The sequence below is a fragment of the Nocardia aurantia genome (assembly GCF_009604425.1).
In the GTDB taxonomy this organism is placed as follows: domain Bacteria; phylum Actinomycetota; class Actinomycetes; order Mycobacteriales; family Mycobacteriaceae; genus Nocardia; species Nocardia aurantia.
In genome coordinates, this window is the sequence record NZ_WEGI01000009.1 from 44,812 (window position 1) to 64,145 (window position 19,334).

Sequence of the window (19,334 nt, forward strand, 5' to 3'; positions counted from 1 at the left end):
GGAGCGATCGATGAGCGGGGCCGGAGGCGCGGCGTGAGGGGCAAGCTGCGGCTGCTGCCGTATCGCGTGTACGAGACGCGGCTGTCGAAGCAACTCGCCGGCCGGCAACATCCCCGGCACGTCGCGGTGGTCTGCGACGGCAACCGGCGCTGGGCCCGGGAGAACGGGTTCACCGATGTCGCGCACGGTCATCGGGTCGGCGCGCTGAAGATCGCCGAACTCGTCGACTGGTGCCATGCCGAGGGTATCGAGCTGGTCACCGTCTATCTGCTCTCCACCGAGAACCTGCGGCGCGCGCCGGACGAGCTGGAAACCCTGTTCGAGGTCATCCCCGACGTCGTCGAGGAATTGTCCGCGCCCGAGAAGAACTGGAGCGTGCGTATCGTCGGCTCGCTCGACGGCCTGCCGGGCGAGATCGCGCGCCGGATGGAGAAGGCCGCCGCGGAGACGCACGGCCGCAGCGGGGTGCACGTCAACGTCGCGATCGGATACGGCGGCCGTCAGGAGATCGCCGACGCGGTGCGCTCCCTGGTGCGCCAGGAGATGGCCGCCGGTGAGACCGGTGAGGATCTGGTCCAGTCGATCACCGTCGAGGCGATCGGCCAGCACCTCTACACCTCGGGCCAGCCCGATCCGGATCTGGTCATCCGCACCTCCGGCGAGCAGCGGCTGTCCGGATTCCTGTTGTGGCAGAGCGCATATTCGGAGATCTGGTTCACCGAGGCGTACTGGCCGGCGTTCCGGCGGGTGGATTTCCTTCGCGCGCTTCGTGATTACGCCGCCCGGCACCGCCGGTACGGTGTCTGAGCGACCGCCGGTCCGGCGTCGGGGTTACCGCCGGTCCGGCGAGCCGTAATCAGAGCTTGCGCAACCGGATTCGATTGATGGTGTGGTCGCTGTCCTTGCGCAGCACCAGGGTCGCGCGCGGGCGGGTGGGCAGAATGTTCTCCACCAGATTCGGCCGGTTGGTGGAGTTCCAGATCTCCTGCGCGGTGGCGGTCGCCTCGTCGTCGGTCAGCTTCGCATAGTGGTGGAAGTGCGAATTGGGGTCCGAGAATGCCGTCTTACGCAGTGTCAGAAAGCGATTGATATACCACTGCTCGATATCCTCGATGCGCGCGTCGACATAGATCGAGAAATCGAAGAGGTCCGAAACCATCAGCCGCGGCCCGGTCTGCAGTACGTTCAATCCCTCCACGACGAGGATGTCGGGCTGCCGCACGCAGTGGAAATCATTCGGCACGATGTCGTACAGGATATGTGAATACACCGGCGCGCAGACCTCGGCCGCACCGGATTTCACCTCGGTGACGAAACGCAGCAACTTACGCCGGTCGTAACTCTCCGGAAAACCCTTCCGGTGCATGATTCCGCGACGGTTCAATTCCGCTGTGGGATAGAGGAATCCGTCGGTGGTGATGAGGTCCACCCGGGGATGGTGCTCCCACCTGGCCAGCAGGGCCTGCAGGACGCGGGCGGTGGTGGATTTGCCCACGGCCACGCTGCCGGCGATGCCGATCACGAACGGCACCTGCTGATCGGGATGGGTTTCGCCGAGGAACGTCGCGGTCGCCGCGAACAATCGCTGCCGGGCCGCCACCTGCAGATGGATGAGCCGGGCCAGTGGCAGATAGACCTCGGCGACCTCTTCCAGATCGATCTGCTCGCCGAGTCCGCGCAGACCGGTCAGTTCTTCCTCGGTGAGTACCAGAGGAGTGGATTTCCGCAGCGTGCGCCACTGTTTACGGTCGAATTCCACATAGGGACTCGGCTCGCTCATCCGTGCCATTTACCCACGACCCCGTCCCGCCAAACTTCGTTGTTCGGGCGAGCGGCATCACCACGGCGTGATCCGTACGACGCTGCTCGCATAACCGAATTGTCCTCCGGGCCAACAGCCTGCCGCATCCGGGGTCGCACTACCGCTGGGTAACTTGGAGTGATATTTCTCTCCGCGATGATGCGCGCACTGTGCGGACGGCATCGCGGCGCTGCGCCGGTCCACGTCGGCGGACTATCGTCTCCGGACATGGACGCGCACTCGCTGGTGCCGGAATACCTCCGGCTGGGGCTGGCATTCGACCGTCTCGAACCCGGTTTCGTCGATGCCTACACCGGCGACCCGGCCCTGCGCCGGGAGGTCGCCGACGGTCCCGCCCCGGAGCCGCGCGCGCTGGCCCGCCGCGCCGCCGAGTTGCGCCGGGAGGTGCCCGCGGCCGGGCTGCCGGCCGCGCGCGCCGAATTCCTCGACGTCCACCTGCGCGCGCTGGAATGCTCGGCCCGCAAGTTCGCCGGGGACGCGATCCCGTTCGTCGACGAGGTCCGGGAGTACTTCGATGTCGACATCGCGCCGGGCGAGGTCGACGACTACCGGGACGCGCACCGGCTGCTCGACGAGGTCCTGGCCGGCGACGGGCCGCTGCTCGACCGGATGACCGCGCACCGCAGGGCCGACGAGATCCCGCCGGAGCGGTTGCGCGCCTGTGTGGACGCGTTCTCCGGCGCGCTCCGGGAGCAGGTGCGGGCCCGCTACCCGCTGCCCGACCACGAGAAGGTCGAGTACGAGGTGGTCGGCGACAAGCCGTGGTCCGGCTTCAACTACTACCTGGGTGACTATCGCTCCAAGGTCGCGATCAACTCCGACCTGAAACAGCACATGGCTCACCTGCCCGCGCTGATCGCGCACGAGGCCTATCCGGGCCATCACACCGAGCACTGCCGCAAGGAGGCGGGCCTGGTCGCGGCCGGGCAGGCCGAGCAGACGCTGTTCCTGGTGAACACACCGCAGTGCCTGATGGCCGAGGGCCTCGCGGACCTGGCGTTGAAGTCGATCGTCGGCCCCGGCTGGGGCCGGTGGGCGGAGGAGATCTATGCCGATCTCGGGCTGCGCTTCGACGGCGAGCGGGCCGAGCGCGTCTCCGTCGCCGCCGCGAAACTGCTCAGCGTGCGGCAGGACGCGGCTCTGCTGCTCCACGACCGTGGCCGCGACGCCGACGAGGTGGCCGAATTCCTGCAGCGCTGGAGCCTGACCACACCGGAACGGGCCCGGCAGTCGCTGCGATTCCTGTCGTCACCGCTGTGGCGGGCCTACATCAGCACCTACGTGGAGGGGTACCGGCTGCTCGGCGACTGGCTGGACCGGGCCGCCGACGCCGACGAGCGGGCCGGCCGCTTCGGCCGGCTGCTGGACGAGCCGCTGACACCCGGCGCGATCCGCCGGATGCCCTAGCTCAGAACGTGGTCCAGGTGCTGCACGCCGCGTTGCCGCTGGCGGAGATGCTGCAGGCCGAGGCCAGCAGGGCCAGGATCGTATCGAGGAGGGTCCCGGTGGTTGCGATGGGCGACGCGAAGACGAGCATTGGTACCTCTGTGACTCATGATGTGAAGCCCACCCGGCCGCTGCCGGATGCGACATGCGCGCGCGGCGTACGTTACGGCATTCCGGGCCGCTCGGCAGCCCCGGAAGCTGGGGGATCCCGTCCCGGAGGGCTCGGGCCGGACACCTAGACTGTCCCCGTGACCCAGACGACCGCTTCTGTCAATACCCAGTCGCTCGCCGACCTGGACCCCGAGCTCGCGACCGCGATGGCCGGCGAACTCGCCCGCGAACGCGACACGCTCGAGATGATCGCCTCGGAGAACTTCGTGCCGCGCGCGGTGTTGCAGGCGCAGGGCAGCGTGTTGACCAACAAGTACGCCGAAGGGTATCCGGGTCGCCGTTACTACGGCGGGTGTGAGCACGTCGACGTCGTCGAGGATCTGGCCCGTAACCGGGTCAAGGAGCTGTTCGGGGCCGAATTCGCCAATGTGCAGCCGCATTCCGGCGCGCAGGCCAACGCGGCCGTGCTGATGGCGCTGATGAATCCGGGCGACCGGCTGCTGGGCCTGGATCTCGCGCACGGCGGTCACCTCACCCACGGCATGCGGCTGAACTTCTCCGGCAAGTTGTACGAGGTGCACGCGTACGGGGTCAGCAAGGAAGACCACCGCATCGATATGGACGAGGTGCGCAGGCAGGCGAAGGAGGCCCGGCCCGCGGTGATCGTGGCCGGCTGGTCGGCGTATCCGCGGCATCTGGATTTCGCGGCGTTCCGGGAGATCGCCGACGAGGTCGGCGCCTATCTCTGGGTCGACATGGCGCATTTCGCGGGCCTGGTCGCCGCCGGTCTGCACCCGTCGCCGGTGCCGCACGCGGACGTGGTGTCCTCTACCGTGCACAAGACCCTCGGCGGTCCGCGCTCCGGCCTGATCCTGGCCAAGCAGGAGTTCGCGAAGAAGCTGAACAGCGCGGTCTTCCCGGGTCAGCAGGGCGGTCCGCTGATGCACGTGATCGCGGCCAAGGCCGCGGCGTTCAAGATCGCCGGGACCGACGAGTTCAAGCAGCGCCAGGAGCGCACCCTCACCGGCGCGAAGCTGCTGGCCGAGCGACTGACCGCCGCCGATGTCCAGGACAAGGGCATCACCGTGCTCACCGGTGGTACCGACGTGCATCTGGTGCTGGTGGATCTGCGCAACTCCGCGCTGGACGGTCAGCAGGGCGAGGATCTGCTGCACGAGATCGGCATCACCGTGAACCGCAACGCGGTGCCGTTCGACCCGCGCCCGCCGATGGTCACCTCCGGCCTGCGGATCGGCACCGCCGCGCTGGCCACCCGCGGCTTCGGCGACACCGAATTCACCGAGGTGGCCGACATCATCGCCACCGCGTTGACCGGCGCGGCCGATGCCGAGTCGCTGCGCGCCCGGGTGTCGAAGCTGGCCCGCGACTTCCCGCTGTACGAGGGCCTGGAGGAGTGGCGGCTGCTCGGCTGAGCGGCGCTCCGCGACGAATCGAGGCCCCTCGCGCTCTGCCGGCGCGAGGGGCCTGTTCGTTCGGCGGCCACCGCCGGGCCGCTCTGGACCCCGGGGGCGGGCTCAGTCGCGCGCCGGCGATCTGCTCAGCTGTGGACCAGCGGTCCGAGCGCCTTCCCGGCCAATTCGAGGATGCCCTCCTCGTGCCCGTTGGCGATCATGTTGCAGATGACACCGTCGACGCCGCGGTCGAGGATGCGGCGCTGGATCTGTTCGGCGACATCGTCCGGATCGCCGACGAACACCCGATCCGCCGGGACCGGCGCGCCGACCAGCTCGGTCTGCCGGTCCATCAGTTGCCGATGCAGTTCGCGGGCCCGTTGGCCGTCGGCATCGATGATCGTGAAGGCCAGGAAGCTGGTCTCCAAGGTCCCGGGATCGCGGCCGATCTCGTCGCAGCGCTGATGCAGCGCCTCGATCTTCCGCGGCAACTCCTCGGTGCTGCAGATGATGTTGAGATGGTCGGCGTACCGGGCGGCCAGCGCGAAGGTCTTCTTCTCACCGCTGCCGCCGAGCATGATCGGCAGGTCGTCGCGGATCCGCGGCTCGTTCATCGCCTCCACGGTGTGGTACCACTTGCCGTTCACCGTGGGCCGTTCACCGTGCAGCATCGGCGCGATGATCTGCAGCGCCTCGTCGAGCCGCTGGAACCGATCGGTGAAGGTGCCGAACTCGTAACCGAACGCGTTGTGCTCCAGCTCGAACCAGCCCGCGCCGATACCCAGCACCGCGCGGCCGCCGCTGACCATGTCCAGCGTGGTGACGGTCTTGGCCAGCATGGCCGGATTGCGGTACGTGTTGCCGGTGACCAGCGTCGACAGTTGGATGCGCGAGGTGGCGGTGGCCAGCGCGCCGAGCGCGGTGTAGGACTCCAGCATCGGCTCGTCCGGTGTGCCGATCGAGGGCAGCTGGTAGAAGTGGTCCATCACGAAGGCAGCGTCGAAACCGGCCGCCTCGGCGGCCTGAGCCTGGGCGATGACCTGCGGGAACAGCTCGCGCGGGGAGGCGGCGTGGCTGAAATAGGGCATCTGATATCCGAGACGAATGCTCATACGGGTCAAACTACCGCCGGGCCGTCGGGCCCGGCAGTGACAAACCGGCCCTGGCAATCGCCCCGCCACGCGCGTATAAGTCGATATTCCCGGGTTTCCTGTGCGAATCCACTCACGCGTGGCAGCCCCGGTTCGCCGATGCCCCGCATAGTGTCGGATTCATGAGCGACGACCAGACGCAGTACCGAATCGAACGGGACACGATGGGCGAGGTGCGGGTCCCGGCGGCCGCGCTGTGGCGGGCGCAGACCCAGCGCGCGGTGGAGAATTTCCCGATCAGCGGGCGGGGCCTGGAACGCGCGCAGATCCGGGCACTGGGCCTGTTGAAAGCGGCGTGCGCCACGGTGAATCGGGATATCGGCCTGCTGGACGCCACGAAGGCCGACGCGATCGCCGCCGCGGCGGGCGAGATCGCGGCGGGCCGGCACGACGACCAGTTCCCGATCGACGTGTTCCAGACCGGTTCCGGCACCAGCTCGAACATGAACGCCAACGAGGTGATCGCGTCCCTGGCCGCCCGCGCCGGCGTCACCGTCCACCCCAACGACGACGTCAACATGTCGCAGTCCTCCAACGACACCTTCCCGACCGCGACCCACCTCGCCGCGACTGAAGCGGTCGTGAAGGAACTCATCCCGTCCCTCGACCATCTGCGACTTCGATTGCTGGACAAGGCAACCGAGTGGCGCACGGTCGTGAAATCCGGCCGCACCCACCTGATGGACGCGGTCCCCGTGACCCTCGGTCAGGAGTTCGGCGGCTACACCCGCCAGATCGAGGCCGGCATCGAACGCCTGACGGCGACCCTGCCCCGCTTGGGCGAACTGGCGATCGGCGGCACCGCCGTCGGCACCGGCCTCAACGCCCCCGACGGCTTCGGCGACCGGGTCGCCGCCGAACTGCGCCGCGTCACCGGCCTCGACCAATTGTCCGAGGCCCGAAACCATTTCGAGGCCCAGGCGGCCCGCGACGGCCTGGTGGAACTGTCCGGCGCCCTCCGCACCGTGGCGATCAGCCTCACGAAAATCGCCAACGACATCCGCTGGATGGGCTCCGGCCCCCTCACCGGCCTCGCCGAACTCCACCTGCCCGACCTCCAGCCCGGCTCCTCGATCATGCCCGGCAAGGTGAATCCCGTTCTCCCCGAAGCGGTCACACAGGTAGCGGCCCAGGTGATCGGCAACGACGCGGCCATCGCGTGGGGCGGCGGCAACGGCGCCTTCGAGCTCAACGTCTACATCCCGATGATGGCTCGCAACGTCCTGGAGTCGATCCGCCTGCTGGCCAACGTTTCCCGTCTCTTCGCCGACCGCTGCATCACCGGCCTCACCGCGGATGTCGACCACCTCCGCCACCTAGCCGAATCCTCCCCCTCCATCGTCACCCCGCTGAACTCGGCCATCGGTTACGAGGAGGCCGCGGCGGTCGCGAAGGAAGCGCTGAAGGAGCACAAGACGATCCGGCAGACGGTGATCGATCGCGGGCTGATCGGGGACAAACTGTCGGAAGCGGAACTGGACCGGCGCCTGGATGTGCTGTCGATGGCGAAAGTTTCCGACGGGCAATAGGTTTCGCTCGATCGCCACCTCCGGGATCTAGGCGGAGGTGGCGGTGAGTTCGGCTACCCAGTCCGGGTTTTCGATGAAATGCCGGGGGATGTAGTCGGATTCGACGGTGACGGGGAGGCCGAGGTCGTGGGCCCAGCAGGCCAGGGCGAGGAGGGGGACGGAGACGAACCCGCTGGGATCGGTGCGTGATCGAGCCGTGTCGTAGAACGTGCGGTACTTGATCAAGGCATCGGTGAGCGCGTGCTCGAATCGCTTACCGTCGCCGGCCGCGAGCGCGTCGAAGACGTCCATCGGAGGCCGTAGCAGGTGGTCGGTTCTGTATTGGCCCTCGGGTCCACTGATGTCTTCGTTCGTAGCGAGACTGTTCACCCGCCCTGTTTGTTCGCGGAGGTCGTCCAACCAGGCATCCTGGAGAATTGATACCCACTGATAGGTGAATTCACTGCTCCAACTGCCGTCGCCGGTATTGCGGAGGCGATCCACCGGATATCGGGCAAGTTGCTCGGATGCGGCGTCGGAGCGGGTGATACGGGACCACCAGAACGCGGTCCGCCAACTCCCTTGATGCGCCGCATGGTTCGGCCCTGCGGGAACAGCGATGGTCGCATCGAGCATGCGTAACCGGACCGAGTCGGTTCGCCCGGCGATGTGCGCACCGGTGACCTGGAACAGCCCGACCGCGAGTTGCTCGGTGAGAAGGGCGGCTCTCTGTATCGAGCGTGTCCGGCCGGTTGGATCATCGAGCGACTCCACGCCGAAAAGAGATTCGGCTCGTGCGCAGGCGAACACGAACTTGTCCGGTGCGATCTCCAACAAGGGCAGTAGTCGCGCGACGCTTGCTTCGTACTCCGCTGCACGTCCTTCGAAGGATTCGGCGTCTATCAAGTGACGGGCCACAGTCATGGTCATCTACTTTGTCAGATCGAACTTTTCGCTGGTGTACCCGTCGTATCGCTGCTCGACGAGCCCGTCCCGCTTCTCCTCGGCCACGTTGGCGCGTACCAGAACGTACTCGATGTCCGAAATGAGTGTCGTATCGAGGATGTCCGCCAGATGTCGTTCGATTGCGGAACTGCTCTTGGACAGCGCATTCACGATACTGTCGTAGTAGCATCGGGAGCCCTGCTTACAGTCTGCGTTGTCGGCCCCCGCCCTGGTGCCGAGTGCGGATTCGGGACTCTTCTCCTCGATGATAAGGATCTTCTTGGCACCCGTTGCCTTGTCGGTTATTTCTTGGACCCGGTCGAAGGTACCGGATTTGGTGTTGGCGGGGTCGGTGAGCGATGGACCCCGGGCGTACCGATCGAGCGGATAGGCGGTGTCCAGATACTGTTGCCCGGCATACACACCGATCTGCTCGCCCGCTCTCGTCTGGGCGTCGTAGGCCTGTGCGAGTGCCGTGGCGGTCTGTGGTGCGACGACACCGGCGGTCTCGAGTTCCTGATTCTTTTGATCCACCAAGGATTTCACCAGCAGCCCGGCGATCGAGCGGGCCGACATCTGTTCGGCCACGCCTATCCATTGGGGGAGAGACGCGTTCTGCCGGTCGCGACTACCCGGCACGAATATCGGCGGAACGGCGGTGTCGGGACTGGGCAGGTAGCGGGTGGGATCCGCGGAGTCCTGGCGAACGATCGGAACCGGGATGCCGTTGTCATCGATCTGATTGGCGTCGCGCCGGCGCAGTTTTCCATCAGGACCAGCGTTGTCGTAGTACCGGTAGCGGTAGGTCTCGTCTGCGACCTTCTCGGCGACCGGAGCATTGAGTTTCTCGGTTCGGCTCGGCGGCCCGCGCGGCCCCTTCGAGCCGGGCACCGGCTTGCCGGGAGCGGCCACCCGAGTGGCCGCTTGCGCCTGCTGAATCGCGGTGACGCAGCTCGCCCGCTCCTGTTCCAGCGCCGCCTTCTCGTCATTGAGTTGTTTACTGACGTTGTTGAATGCCGTGACCGCACCGGCGTCGGTGTGATCGAGCCCCGCTTCCTGACCGTTGTGTGCCTCGGTGGAGTCGTTGTGGTCGAGCGCTCGCTGCGGCAGAGTGGCGCAGGCGGGATCGATCGGCGGCGGTGCGGGCGCCTGTGCTTGGCCGGCGGTACCGGCCCCCAGCACCGCTGTGACGGCGAGCGTGAGCAGCAGTACCAGCAGCCGGATCGTGGTCGGTCGGTGGGCCGAACCTAGAACTCCAGCAACCATTTCCCGTCCTCTCTGACGAGGACGAAGGTCGTCGTGATCTGCGTCAGATCCGGATAGAGCCGGGTCACATCCGCATTGGCCAGATCACCATCGATCAGGTAATTGCTCACGTACAGAATTTCGCCCTGATCGCTGCGATCCGTCTTCTCGGGAATGAGACCGCGCGCCTGGGCCTGGTGAAATCGTTCGCGCATCTCCGCGCTGCGCAGATGGACCACTGCGGCGGCGCTGTCGGAGTCCAGCACCGTACGCAGCACATGCTCGATCTCCGCCTCGTCCCGCGCCTCCCGCTCAGCGGGCGACATGCTGTGGCCCAGCAACAGCACGAGACCGATGCAAGCGACGACGACCACCACCAGCGCCGCCGCGATCAGCACCAGAGCGCGGCGGGAACGTAACCGGTCCGGGATTCTCATGCCCGCTCACTTCGCCGGCGCCCGGGTCGGCATCGGCATCCCCAGGTCGGGGCAGTATTTCCAGGTGCCGTTCTCTTTGCGGAAGGTGACCGGGCCGCTGGCGTCGCCGCCCGTGTCGGATTTGCCGACCGCCTCGGCGGTCGCCTTGTCGCCGGTGATCTGGACCTTCTGCAGTTTGGTCAGCGACCCCCGCGGCTTGGATGCGGAGAAACCGGTGCTCAGGTCGGCCGGGATGCTGTTGATGAGCTCCGCGAACTGCGCGCAGTACTGCCCGGACGCGTCGCGCGGGGTCTTCGCGTTCATCACCGACCGCAGATTCGATTCCATCTGGCTCTGGTCAGGGTTCGCGCCGATCACGTCACCACCGCCGCCGCATCCGGCGAGCAGGCCGGCCGCGGCCAGCATCGCCAGCGCTCCGGCCGTACGCGAGCGCGACTGTCCAGCAAACGATTTCACCGTGATCCTCCCCGCGGAGATTTTCCCCACCCCCAGTTCGTCACTGTAGAACATCCCTGCCCCGGACGCGAGCCTGTGTCGAATGACCAACGGCCGCAGCACATCTTGTCGAAGTTCGAGGACCGTCGGGCCGGCTCGGCGCTCGCTTCGATCCGATCCTGCTCAGGCGCCGACCAGGGCCGGGTAGTCCCGCAGTTCGATGTCGTTCTTGGCGTGGTCGGTGTACTTCAGCATGAGGTCCATGCCGCGGGAGCCGAGGAACCAGTTCCGGAAGCGCAGGCCCAGTGCGGTTTTGGGGGCGAGGAAGGGGCCGGGGTGGGAGCCGTCGGCGAGTTTGGTGTAACGCTTCATGATCTCCTGGTAGCGGGGGAAGGCGATCGTGTGATCGCCTGCGGCGGCCGCCAATTCACCGGCCAGGACGTAGGCGCCGACCACGGCGAGGCCGGTGCCGAAGCCGCCGAGGGTGGTGCCGTAGGCCGCGTCGCCGACCAGGGCGACCCGGCCGCGGGTGTAGTCGCGCAGCGTCACCTTGCTCAGCGAGTCGAGGTAGAAGCCGTCCAGGCCGGGCAACTCGGCGAGCATGCGGGGGACCTCGCCGCCCATGCCGGCGAATCGGTCGGTGATCAGGCGGCGCTGGGCGTCGACGTCGTCCCGGGCGTAATCGATTGCGGGAGAAGCGAACATGTACAGCTGGGTGGCCTTCGAACCGCCCGAGGTGGCCAGGCGGCCGGGGGTGTTCCAGCCGTGCGCCACCGCGCGCTCGCGGGGGCCGTCGGCCGGGGTCTCCCAAGGGGTGGCCCCCGCGATCGCATAGTAGTAGCCCTTGTGGGCGACGTAGTCGGCCTCCGGGCCGAAGGCCACCCGGCGCACCCGGGAGTGGATTCCGTCGCAGCCGATCACCAGGTCGAAGCGGCGGGCTTCGGCGTGCTCGAATTCGACGTGCACGCCGTCGGCGGTTTCGGTGAGGGTGGTGACGGTGTCACCGAAGAGGTATTCGCAACTGTCGGCGGTGCGCCGGTACAGGATGCCGGACAGGTCGCCGCGCAGGATCTCGATATCGCCGCCGGTGAAATCGCCTGAGATCACGGCCTTTCGGCGGCCCGCCTCATCGAACAGGATCGTGTCGGTCTTGCCGGTCTGCCGCCGGTGGATGTCGTCGAGGATGCCCGTGCGCTCCAGCACGATCCGGTGCGTCTCGCCGGTGAAGTCGACGGCCTGGCCGCCGCGGCGCAGCTCCGGCGCCTTCTCGACCACGGTGACCGTGTAGCCGTATCGCGCCAGCCAGAGGGCCAGCGTTGGTCCGGCGATGCTGGCGCCGGAGATCAGGACGGTGGTGTCGCGCATGGCGGATCCTTCCATTACTGCGTCCAATGGACGCTGTTCGATGCAATTAGAGTACGATGGACGCAGTTTCTTCGTCAAGCATGATTCGGAAGGATGGAGGACATGCCGTCACCCACCGCCCTGGACCTGTTGTGGGGCACCCGGGAGCGCCCCCGCCGGGGTCCGAAGCCGTCGCTGACCCTGGAACGCATCGTCGGCGAGGCCATCGCGCTCGCCGACGCGGAAGGGCTGGCCAGTCTGTCCATGCAGCGGCTGGCCGAGCGGCTGGGTTGCGCGAAGATGGCGCTCTACCGCTACCTACCCGGCAAGGCCGAATTGACCGCGCTGATGCTGGACTTCGGCATGGGCGCGGCGCCCACCTTCGAGGATGCGGAAACTATTGTGGCCGAAGATATTTCGATGGAGCCGCAGTGGCGGCGGCAGTTGCGCGACTGGACCGTCGCGGTCTACGACGGCATGCGGGCGCATCCGTGGATGCAGGAGCTGGTGGTCGGCACACGCCCGTTGGGGCCCAACGAGATCGGCTGGTTCGAGGCGGGGCTGACCCCGCTGGCCGACACCGGACTCGCCGGCGCGGAGCGCCTGGATGCCATCGCGTTGCTGTCGGGGCACGCGCGGGCGCTCGCGCAGCAGGCGGCCGACGGACCCGGACCGGAGAGCGCGATGGCCCGGCAGTTGGCGGAGACGCTGGCCGCGCGTGCGGATCGCTATCCGCACACGCTGGCCGCCTTCGCCGAACCGGGCGTCCGCGACAATGCCCTGCACTTCGGCATCGATCGCATCCTCGACGGTCTCGCCGTCCTGATGGCGGCCCGGGCCGGCGATTAACCCGCCAGGATCGCGATCTCGGCGCGGGCCTTCTCGCCCTCCTCGCCGAAATCACCGCGGGACAGAATGTTCCAGCGTTCCAGCAGTGGCGCGAAGACCAGTTCGGACATCCGGGCCGGATCGAAGATGCCGGCCTCGGCCAGCACGTCGGTGCTGTTGCGGCCGTCGGGCAGGGTGAGTTCGGGCACCCGGTAAGCGGCGATCCGGTCGGCGACGGCGCGCATGGTCTGGTCCGGCGCCAGATCGAAGGCGGCGGCGACCAGATTCGCGAAGAACACGCCCTGCAGTTCGTCGTCGGCGGCCAGGCGCTCGGCGATCGCGGTCACCAGCGGGTTCTCGCCGAGCGCGGCGATGTTGCGATGCCGCACCGCGGCCGCGGCCTCCTCGAAAGCGGCCTCGGCCAGCACATCGAGCAGATGCAGCGGCGCGCGGCGGAAGCCGGTGGTCATGTGGGTCATCCGCGCGCGTTCCAGCTCCACCGGATCGACGGCACGGGTCACCATCAGATAGTCGCGCAGCACGATCTCGTGCCGGTTCTCCTCGGCGGTCCAGCGGCCGACCCAGCGCCACCACGGACCCTTCCGCAGATATTTGCCGAGTTCGCGGTGATAGGAGGGCAGGTTGTCGGCGATCAGGACGCTCACCGTCAGGGCCAGTTTCGCGGTCTCCCCGAGCTGCGACTGCGCGGAGTCCCAGTCGGCGCCACCGAGGAATTCGAAATTGCGCCCGTCGTCCCACGGCACGAAATCGTGGGGCTGCCACTCGTCGGCGGCCGCGATGTGCCGCTGCAGATTCGCTTCCACCTCCGGTGCCAGCGATTCCAGCAGCTCACGGTCGGTCAAAAAACTTTGCACGCGGCAAATTTACCCATCCGGCGCCCGTTTCGGGCGTCCTGGGCGATTGTCCACTGCAAGGACACAGCGATCCCACAGAAATACGCACCACCAGCACGATCCCACTCCGTCGCCGGAAGCGGTGCGGGCGGAGTAGGCGGCGCCGGGCCGTGAGGCACCGGCGCCGCCACTTCATCGGCGACAGCCGCCATCCCGCAGGGGAATCAGGCGTGCGGGCCGTACTCCTCCAGCATCTCGGTGACGAGCGCCGCGATCGGCGACCGCTCGCTGCGGGTGAGGGTGATGTGGGCGAACAGCGGGTGCCCCTTCAGTTTCTCGATCACCGCGGCGACGCCGTCGTGCCGGCCCACCCGCAGGTTGTCCCGCTGGGCGACGTCGTGGGTGAGCACCACCCGCGAGCCGCTGCCCAGCCGGCTCAGCACCGTGAGCAGCACGTTCCGCTCCAGCGACTGCGCCTCGTCGACGATCACGAAGGAATCGTGCAGCGACCGGCCGCGAATGTGGGTCAGCGGCAGCACCTCCAGCATCCCGCGGGAGAGCACCTCCTCCATCACCTCCGGGCTGGCCAGCCCATCGAGGGTGTCGAAGACCGCCTGCGCCCAGGGGCCCATCTTCTCGCTCTCGCTGCCCGGCAGATAGCCCAGCTCCTGGCCGCCGACCGCGTACAGCGGACGGAAGACGACAACCTTGCGCTGGGTGCGGCGCTCCAGCACCGCTTCCAGACCGGCGGTCAGCGCGAGCGCCGATTTACCGGTGCCGGCCTTGCCACCGAGCGAGATGATGCCCACGCTCTCGTCGAGCAACAGGTCCAGCGCGATGCGCTGTTCGGCGGACCGGCCGTGCAGCCCGAACGCCTCCCGATCACCGCGGACCAGTTGCACCCGCTTGTCCGGGGTGATCCGGGCCAGCGCACTGCCGTTCGCGGACAGCAGTCGAATTCCCGTGTGGCAGGGCAGATCCCGGGCCTCGTCCAGATCGATCACGGACTCCGCGTAGAGCCGGTCCACGCATTCGGAGCTCACGTCGACCTCGGCCATGCCGGTCCAACCGGACACGATCACGTCCTGCGCGTGGTACTCGTCGGCATCCAGCCCGACCGCGCCCGCCTTCACCCGCAGCGGAATGTCCTTGGACACCAGGACCACTCGATTACCCTCGGCCTTCAGATTCAGCGCACAGGCCAGAATCCTGGAATCGTTGGTATCGGTGCGGAATCCCACCGGCAACACCTCGGGATCGGTGTGGTTCAGCTCCACTCGCAGCGTGCCGCGCTCCGTGCCGACCGGCACGTCCTGATCCAGCCGGCCGTGTTCCAGCCGTAGATCGTCCAGCATGCGCAGGGCTTCGCGAGCGAACCAGCCGAGTTCGTGGTGATGGCGTTTTGCCTCCAATTCGCTGATCACTACCAGCGGCAGGACCACCTGGTTCTCGCCGAAGCGAGTAACAGCCCAGGGATCCGACAGCAATACGGAAGTGTCGATCACGAAGGTTTTGACGGAGCGTGCATCAGTCACGGTGGGCTCCTTCGTTGCCCGTGCTTCACTTGCACGGACTACTCTCGCTGGACCGGTCGGCCTGCGGGTCGATCGATGAGATCAATCGCCCCAGGGGCCGGGTGCCGGCCCCCTCGCGCTGAGTTGCTCAGTCACGATCAGGACCTCCCGTACGAGCCACACCGCCGCGGCCCGCACAAACGACGTTACTGCGATTTCGCCGCCAAGGTGAGAGTGATCTCGTTCGGCACGGTGAACATCCCGTAAATGTCCAGCTCGCGGTGACCCTCAGTGCGCGAGTCGCTCCAGCAGAACCGGGATGTGGCTGTGCGCCGGTGCTCCGGATCGGCGTGCAGCCAGCGGCGCAGTTCGGTGGAGGGGGTGACGTCCTTGGCCCATTCGTCCACGTGCGCCTGCTGTTTGCTGACTCCGCGCGGCCACAGCCGGTCCACCAGGATCCGGGTGCCGTCGGCCGGATCCGGGGCCTCGTAGATCCGGGTCACCCGGAACCCGTGCTGCGCTGTCTCGTGGCCGTGCGGCTGCTGTGCCATATCTCCCATGGCAGCACGAACCGACGGGTGACGCGAGCCTCGAATCGGCCACAGCGGATAGAGTGCCCCTCATGGCGGATGCTCGGGAACTTGATCAGCTGTCGTCCAAGGAACTGCACGATCGGGCGGTGAAACATGCCGTCACGCACGGCGACGTGAAATTCCTGTGGCGTTTGCTGGAGCAGATACCGGCGGCCGAGGCGGCGGCCGGCAACCTCGCCGAGAGCGAGTCCGACATCAAGTACATCCTGCCGATGCTCGACGACTACGTGCACGCCGGCGAGGGCACGGTGGCCGATGCGCTGCGGCCCTTGTACATCGAGTACCTGGCCGAGCGCACCTAGCCACCGGGCGGCCTGTCAGGGCATCGGCGGGGCCGCGTGCTCGTCTCCGGTGAAGTCGACCGAGGCGTACTCGCGCAGCTTGGTCAGGCGATGGTAGGCCTCGACCATCCGGACCGTGCCGGACTTCGAGCGCATCACGATGGACTGGGTCGAGGCGCCGCCGGAGTAGTACCGCACGCCGCGCAGCAAATCGCCGTCGGTGACGCCGGTCGCGCAGAAGAACACGTTCTCACCGGAGACCAGGTCCTCGGTGTCGAGGATGCGGTCCAGGTCGTAGCCGGCGTCGATGGCCCGCTGCCGTTCCTCGTCGTCCTTCGGGGCCAGCTTGCCCTGTAGCGCACCGCCCATACAGCGCATGGCGGCGGCGGCGATGATGCCCTCCGGGGTGCCGCCGATGCCGATCAGCACGTCGGTGCCGGAATCCGGGCGGGCGGCGGCGATCGCGCCGGCCACGTCGCCGTCGCCGATCAGGCGGATGCGGGCGCCGGCGTCGCGCACCTCCTGAATCTGCCGGGCGTGTCGCGGCCGGTCCAGGATGCAGACGGTGAGATCGGAGATCCGGGTGCTCTTGGCCTTCGCCACCCGGCGCAGGTTCTCGGCGATCGGCACCGCGATATCGATCACGTCCGCGGCCTCCGGGCCGACGGCGATCTTCTCCATGTAGAACACGGCCGAAGGATCGAACATGGCGCCGCGCTCGGCCACCGCCAGCACGGAGATCGCCCCCGGGGAACCCTTCGCCATCAGCGTGGTGCCATCGATCGGATCGACCGCGAAATCGACGTCGGGCCCGGTGCCGTCGCCGACCGCCTCGCCGTTGTACAGCATGGGCGCCTCGTCCTTCTCGCCCTCACCGATGACGACGATGCCCTTCATGGAGACGGTGGCCACGAGCTGGCGCATCGCGTCCACGGCGGCGCCGTCGCCACCCTCCTTGTCGCCCCGGCCGACCCACCGGCCCGCGGCCATGGCGCCGGCTTCGGTCACCCGGACCAGCTCGAGGGCGAGGTTGCGGTCCGGGGCCTCGCGGCGGCTGGATGCGGGGGTGGATGCCGTCATGGCGTGCCTCCTAGGTTGTCCTTCGCTGACCGAATTGTCGCAGAGAGCCCCCGGCGGTTGATCACCTGCTCAGGTACCGGGACCCGGCGGGAGGGGATGCGCGCGTGCGGGAGGGGTGTGCGGCCGGGGCGGCAACGGCGTGGATACTGGGGCTGTGTCCTACCAGAAACCCCGCACTCAGCACGACTACCGGGACCTGGTCTGGTCGCTGATCCCGCTGGTGCTGATCTGCGTGGTGTTCGCGGCCGTGGCCAGCCAGTGCAGCTTCTCGACACACGGGCCGACCGCCGGCAACGTGCCGTCCTTCGACGTGAACGACGCCTTGAAGTCCGATGCGCACACCTTGCCGTTCCCGGTGCGCAATCCGGCACTGCCCGCGGGCTGGAAGCCGAATTCCGGCAGCCGCGACACCGTGGCGGGCGCCGGTGGGGGAGAGGTGAGCACGGTGGGATTCATCACACCGCAGGGCACCTACATGCAGCTCACCCAGTCGAACGCGACCTCGGATGTGGTGGCCGGGCATGTCGAGGGCGCCCGGCGGCCCAGCGGCACCCAGCAATTGGGCGACCGCACCTGGGCGGTCTACCACCAGGCGGGCAGTGAGCCCGCCTGGGTCACCGATTTCGGGACCGTCCGAGTGCTGATCAAGGGTGCGGGCGACAGCGCGGCGTTCAACACGCTCGCCAACGCCGTGGATGCGGCGCAACCACTTCCGGCGAAGTAACGCCGACCGCGGTGGTGCCGCGGCACGGCCACGGGCTCGTACCCCGTCGGAGCGTTGTGCGGCCGACCCGTGGAGAGTTCGCATCGTGCTCGTGGTTACCGTAGGGCGCCGAGAGGTCCCGGTCGAGGGCTGTGGTTTCCGCGAGGCTCGGATCGGTGGTCTCGGCCGGGCGCCGTGTTGCGGGCGCGTTCCGGCTACTCGGGCCGTGGAGCGGCGCGCAGGGCCACCGCGGCCACGAATGCGGTGAGCAGCATGGTGATTCCCGCCAGTGCGAAGGCATGGTGCAGGCCGTCGATGCCCAGTCCGGAGCCCTGGTAGGCGAGCGCGCCGAGGACCGCGACACCGAGCACCTGCCCGACCTGACGCAACGCGTTGTGTACTGCCGAAGCCATGCCGGTGCGGTGCTGCTGCACCGCCGCGACCGCGGTCGCGGTCATCGGGGTCAGCGACAGGCCGATGCCGAAGCCGCCCAGCGCGAGGATCCACCAGATCGAGCCGAGGCTCGTATCCTGTTGCAGCCGTAGCAGTCCCAGCACCGCGGCGCCGCCGAGCAGCAGCCCCGCCACCATCGGCGGCCGAGGACCGAACCGGCCGACCAGTCGTCCCGAGATCGGTGCCGCCAGTGCGAAGGCCACCCCGATCGCGCAGACGTCGAAACCCGCTCGGATCGCCGAATGTCCTTGCAGCTGTTGGAAATACGCGCTGAGATAGACCACCAGGCCGATGAAGGCGAAGAACACCACCAGCCCCGCCAGATTCGCGGCCGCGAAGGCCGGATTGCGGAACAGCCCGATGTCGACCAGCGGTTCGGCCCGCCGCCGCTCCCAGGCCAGGAAGGCCACCGCGGTCGCGGCCGCGAGGACGAACGCCGACAAGGCCGGTGTGGAACTCCAGCCGTACTGCTGGCCCTCGATCAATCCGAACGCCAGCGCCCCGATCGCCACCGTCGTCAACGGTGCCGCGACCCAATCGAAGCCGTGCTCCGCCGCGGCGCGCGGTAGTCGCGGCACGGCCAGCGCGGCGGCCCCGACCACCACCGCCGCCAGCGGCACGTTGAGCAGCAGCACCCAGCGCCAGCCGAATTCGGCGACCACGATGCCGCCGACCACCGGCCCGATCGCCATCCCCAATCCCGAACTGGTCGACCACAATCCGATCGCCACCGCGCGCTGCCGCTCGTCGTGGAAGGTGGCCCGCACGATCGCGAGACTGCTGGGCACCAGCAGCGCCGGACCCAGGCCCTGGATCACCCTGCCCGCCAACAGGATCGGCACCGACGGCGCCAGCCCGGCGATCAGCGCGCCGACTCCGAACATCGTCACGCCGAGCAGGAACGCGCCCTTGCGGCCGTACCGGTCGCCGAGGCCGCCGCCGGCGACCATCAGGCTGGCGTAGACCAGCACGTAGGCGTTGACGATCCACTCGGCGGTGGTGGGTCCGCTGCCCAGGTCGTGCCCGATGGTCGGCAGTGCCACGCCAACCGCCGTACTCGACAGCACGGCCAGGAACTGCCCGCCGGTCACCGCCGCCAGCGTGAGCCGGTCGGCGGTGTGCGCACGGGTGTCCGCGAGAGGTACAGAGGTCACAACGGGACGGTAGAGGCG

20 protein-coding genes are annotated in these 19,334 nt (G+C 67.9%); 7 read left to right on the forward strand and 13 right to left on the reverse strand.

Annotation, left to right across the window (positions count from 1 at the left end):
- Nucleotides 1-33: 33 nt before the first annotated feature.
- Nucleotides 34-807: an isoprenyl transferase gene (locus NRB56_RS20365; protein ID WP_319943262.1), complete on the forward strand. Its 774-nt coding sequence runs from the start codon at nucleotides 34-36 to the stop codon at nucleotides 805-807.
- A gap of 49 nt (nucleotides 808-856) precedes the next feature.
- On the opposite strand, the gene coaA is transcribed toward NRB56_RS20365, so the two are convergent.
- The gene (coaA, locus tag NRB56_RS20370) at nucleotides 857-1,789 is read right to left on the reverse strand and encodes a type I pantothenate kinase (RefSeq protein WP_153344603.1); all 933 of its coding nucleotides are present in this window, start codon (nucleotides 1,787-1,789) and stop codon (nucleotides 857-859) included.
- 240 nt (nucleotides 1,790-2,029) lie between these two features.
- Between coaA and NRB56_RS20375 the strand changes: the two genes are divergently transcribed.
- On the forward strand, nucleotides 2,030-3,229 hold the full coding sequence (locus tag NRB56_RS20375) for a DUF885 domain-containing protein (RefSeq protein ID WP_153344605.1): 1,200 nt from the start codon (nucleotides 2,030-2,032) through the stop codon (nucleotides 3,227-3,229).
- A gap of 1 nt (nucleotide 3,230) precedes the next feature.
- Here the strand turns inward: NRB56_RS20375 and NRB56_RS39775 are convergent, their stop codons facing one another.
- Entirely contained in the window at nucleotides 3,231-3,359 is a 129-nt protein-coding gene (locus NRB56_RS39775; RefSeq protein ID WP_264767052.1) for a hypothetical protein, read from the reverse strand.
- Between the two features lie 157 nt (nucleotides 3,360-3,516).
- Here NRB56_RS39775 and glyA point away from each other — a divergent pair, with 157 nt between their 5' ends.
- Nucleotides 3,517-4,812 carry a serine hydroxymethyltransferase gene (glyA, locus tag NRB56_RS20380; RefSeq protein ID WP_319943263.1) on the forward strand — a complete coding sequence of 432 codons (1,296 nt, stop codon included), beginning with the start codon at nucleotides 3,517-3,519 and terminating at the stop codon, nucleotides 4,810-4,812.
- Nucleotides 4,813-4,937: 125 nt separating this feature from the next.
- Here the strand turns inward: glyA and NRB56_RS20385 are convergent, their stop codons facing one another.
- Entirely contained in the window at nucleotides 4,938-5,903 is a 966-nt protein-coding gene (locus NRB56_RS20385; protein WP_153344607.1) for an LLM class F420-dependent oxidoreductase, read from the reverse strand.
- Between the two features lie 161 nt (nucleotides 5,904-6,064).
- Between NRB56_RS20385 and NRB56_RS20390 the strand changes: the two genes are divergently transcribed.
- Nucleotides 6,065-7,471 carry a class II fumarate hydratase gene (locus tag NRB56_RS20390; protein ID WP_153344609.1) on the forward strand — a complete coding sequence of 469 codons (1,407 nt, stop codon included), beginning with the start codon at nucleotides 6,065-6,067 and terminating at the stop codon, nucleotides 7,469-7,471.
- A gap of 27 nt (nucleotides 7,472-7,498) precedes the next feature.
- On the opposite strand, the gene NRB56_RS20395 is transcribed toward NRB56_RS20390, so the two are convergent.
- The 5 genes from NRB56_RS20395 to NRB56_RS20415 form a co-directional block, all read right to left on the reverse strand.
- Entirely contained in the window at nucleotides 7,499-8,380 is an 882-nt protein-coding gene (locus tag NRB56_RS20395; RefSeq protein ID WP_153344612.1) for an immunity 49 family protein, read from the reverse strand.
- Nucleotides 8,381-9,577, reverse strand: a complete 1,197-nt coding sequence (locus NRB56_RS20400) for a hypothetical protein (protein ID WP_153344614.1) — start codon at nucleotides 9,575-9,577, stop codon at nucleotides 8,381-8,383. It abuts the gene before it with no gap.
- 65 nt (nucleotides 9,578-9,642) lie between these two features.
- Entirely contained in the window at nucleotides 9,643-10,077 is a 435-nt protein-coding gene (locus tag NRB56_RS20405) for an Rv0361 family membrane protein (protein ID WP_153344616.1), read from the reverse strand.
- A gap of 6 nt (nucleotides 10,078-10,083) precedes the next feature.
- On the reverse strand, nucleotides 10,084-10,482 hold the full coding sequence (locus NRB56_RS20410; RefSeq protein WP_153344618.1) for a hypothetical protein: 399 nt from the start codon (nucleotides 10,480-10,482) through the stop codon (nucleotides 10,084-10,086).
- A gap of 213 nt (nucleotides 10,483-10,695) precedes the next feature.
- Nucleotides 10,696-11,877: an FAD-dependent monooxygenase gene (locus tag NRB56_RS20415; protein WP_153344620.1), complete on the reverse strand. Its 1,182-nt coding sequence runs from the start codon at nucleotides 11,875-11,877 to the stop codon at nucleotides 10,696-10,698.
- Nucleotides 11,878-11,979: 102 nt separating this feature from the next.
- Here NRB56_RS20415 and NRB56_RS20420 point away from each other — a divergent pair, with 102 nt between their 5' ends.
- Nucleotides 11,980-12,705, forward strand: coding sequence for a TetR/AcrR family transcriptional regulator (locus NRB56_RS20420; protein ID WP_406603509.1), 726 nt, complete (start codon nucleotides 11,980-11,982; stop codon nucleotides 12,703-12,705).
- Here NRB56_RS20420 and NRB56_RS20425 read toward each other — a convergent pair.
- The 3 genes from NRB56_RS20425 to NRB56_RS39780 form a co-directional block, all read right to left on the reverse strand.
- Entirely contained in the window at nucleotides 12,702-13,559 is an 858-nt protein-coding gene (locus tag NRB56_RS20425; protein WP_319943264.1) for an acyl-ACP desaturase, read from the reverse strand. The genes NRB56_RS20420 and NRB56_RS20425 overlap by 4 nt on opposite strands.
- A 203-nt stretch (nucleotides 13,560-13,762) precedes the next feature.
- Nucleotides 13,763-15,073: a PhoH family protein gene (locus tag NRB56_RS20430; protein WP_319943265.1), complete on the reverse strand. Its 1,311-nt coding sequence runs from the start codon at nucleotides 15,071-15,073 to the stop codon at nucleotides 13,763-13,765.
- Between the two features lie 185 nt (nucleotides 15,074-15,258).
- Complete coding sequence (locus tag NRB56_RS39780) at nucleotides 15,259-15,603, reverse strand: DUF488 domain-containing protein (protein ID WP_264767053.1); 345 nt, start codon at nucleotides 15,601-15,603, stop codon at nucleotides 15,259-15,261.
- 71 nt (nucleotides 15,604-15,674) lie between these two features.
- On the opposite strand from NRB56_RS39780, the gene NRB56_RS20440 reads away from it, so the two are divergent.
- Nucleotides 15,675-15,947 (forward strand): hypothetical protein, encoded by a 273-nt coding sequence (locus NRB56_RS20440; RefSeq protein WP_153344624.1) that lies wholly within the window; start codon nucleotides 15,675-15,677, stop codon nucleotides 15,945-15,947.
- Between the two features lie 15 nt (nucleotides 15,948-15,962).
- Here the strand turns inward: NRB56_RS20440 and glpX are convergent, their stop codons facing one another.
- Nucleotides 15,963-17,006, reverse strand: coding sequence for a class II fructose-bisphosphatase (gene glpX, locus NRB56_RS20445; protein WP_153344626.1), 1,044 nt, complete (start codon nucleotides 17,004-17,006; stop codon nucleotides 15,963-15,965).
- A 154-nt stretch (nucleotides 17,007-17,160) separates the two neighbouring features.
- On the opposite strand from glpX, the gene NRB56_RS20450 reads away from it, so the two are divergent.
- Nucleotides 17,161-17,730 (forward strand): DUF4245 domain-containing protein, encoded by a 570-nt coding sequence (locus NRB56_RS20450; RefSeq protein ID WP_319943266.1) that lies wholly within the window; start codon nucleotides 17,161-17,163, stop codon nucleotides 17,728-17,730.
- A gap of 194 nt (nucleotides 17,731-17,924) precedes the next feature.
- On the opposite strand, the gene NRB56_RS20455 is transcribed toward NRB56_RS20450, so the two are convergent.
- Nucleotides 17,925-19,316 (reverse strand): MFS transporter, encoded by a 1,392-nt coding sequence (locus tag NRB56_RS20455; protein WP_194290919.1) that lies wholly within the window; start codon nucleotides 19,314-19,316, stop codon nucleotides 17,925-17,927.
- Between the last annotated feature and the right edge of the window lie 18 nt (nucleotides 19,317-19,334).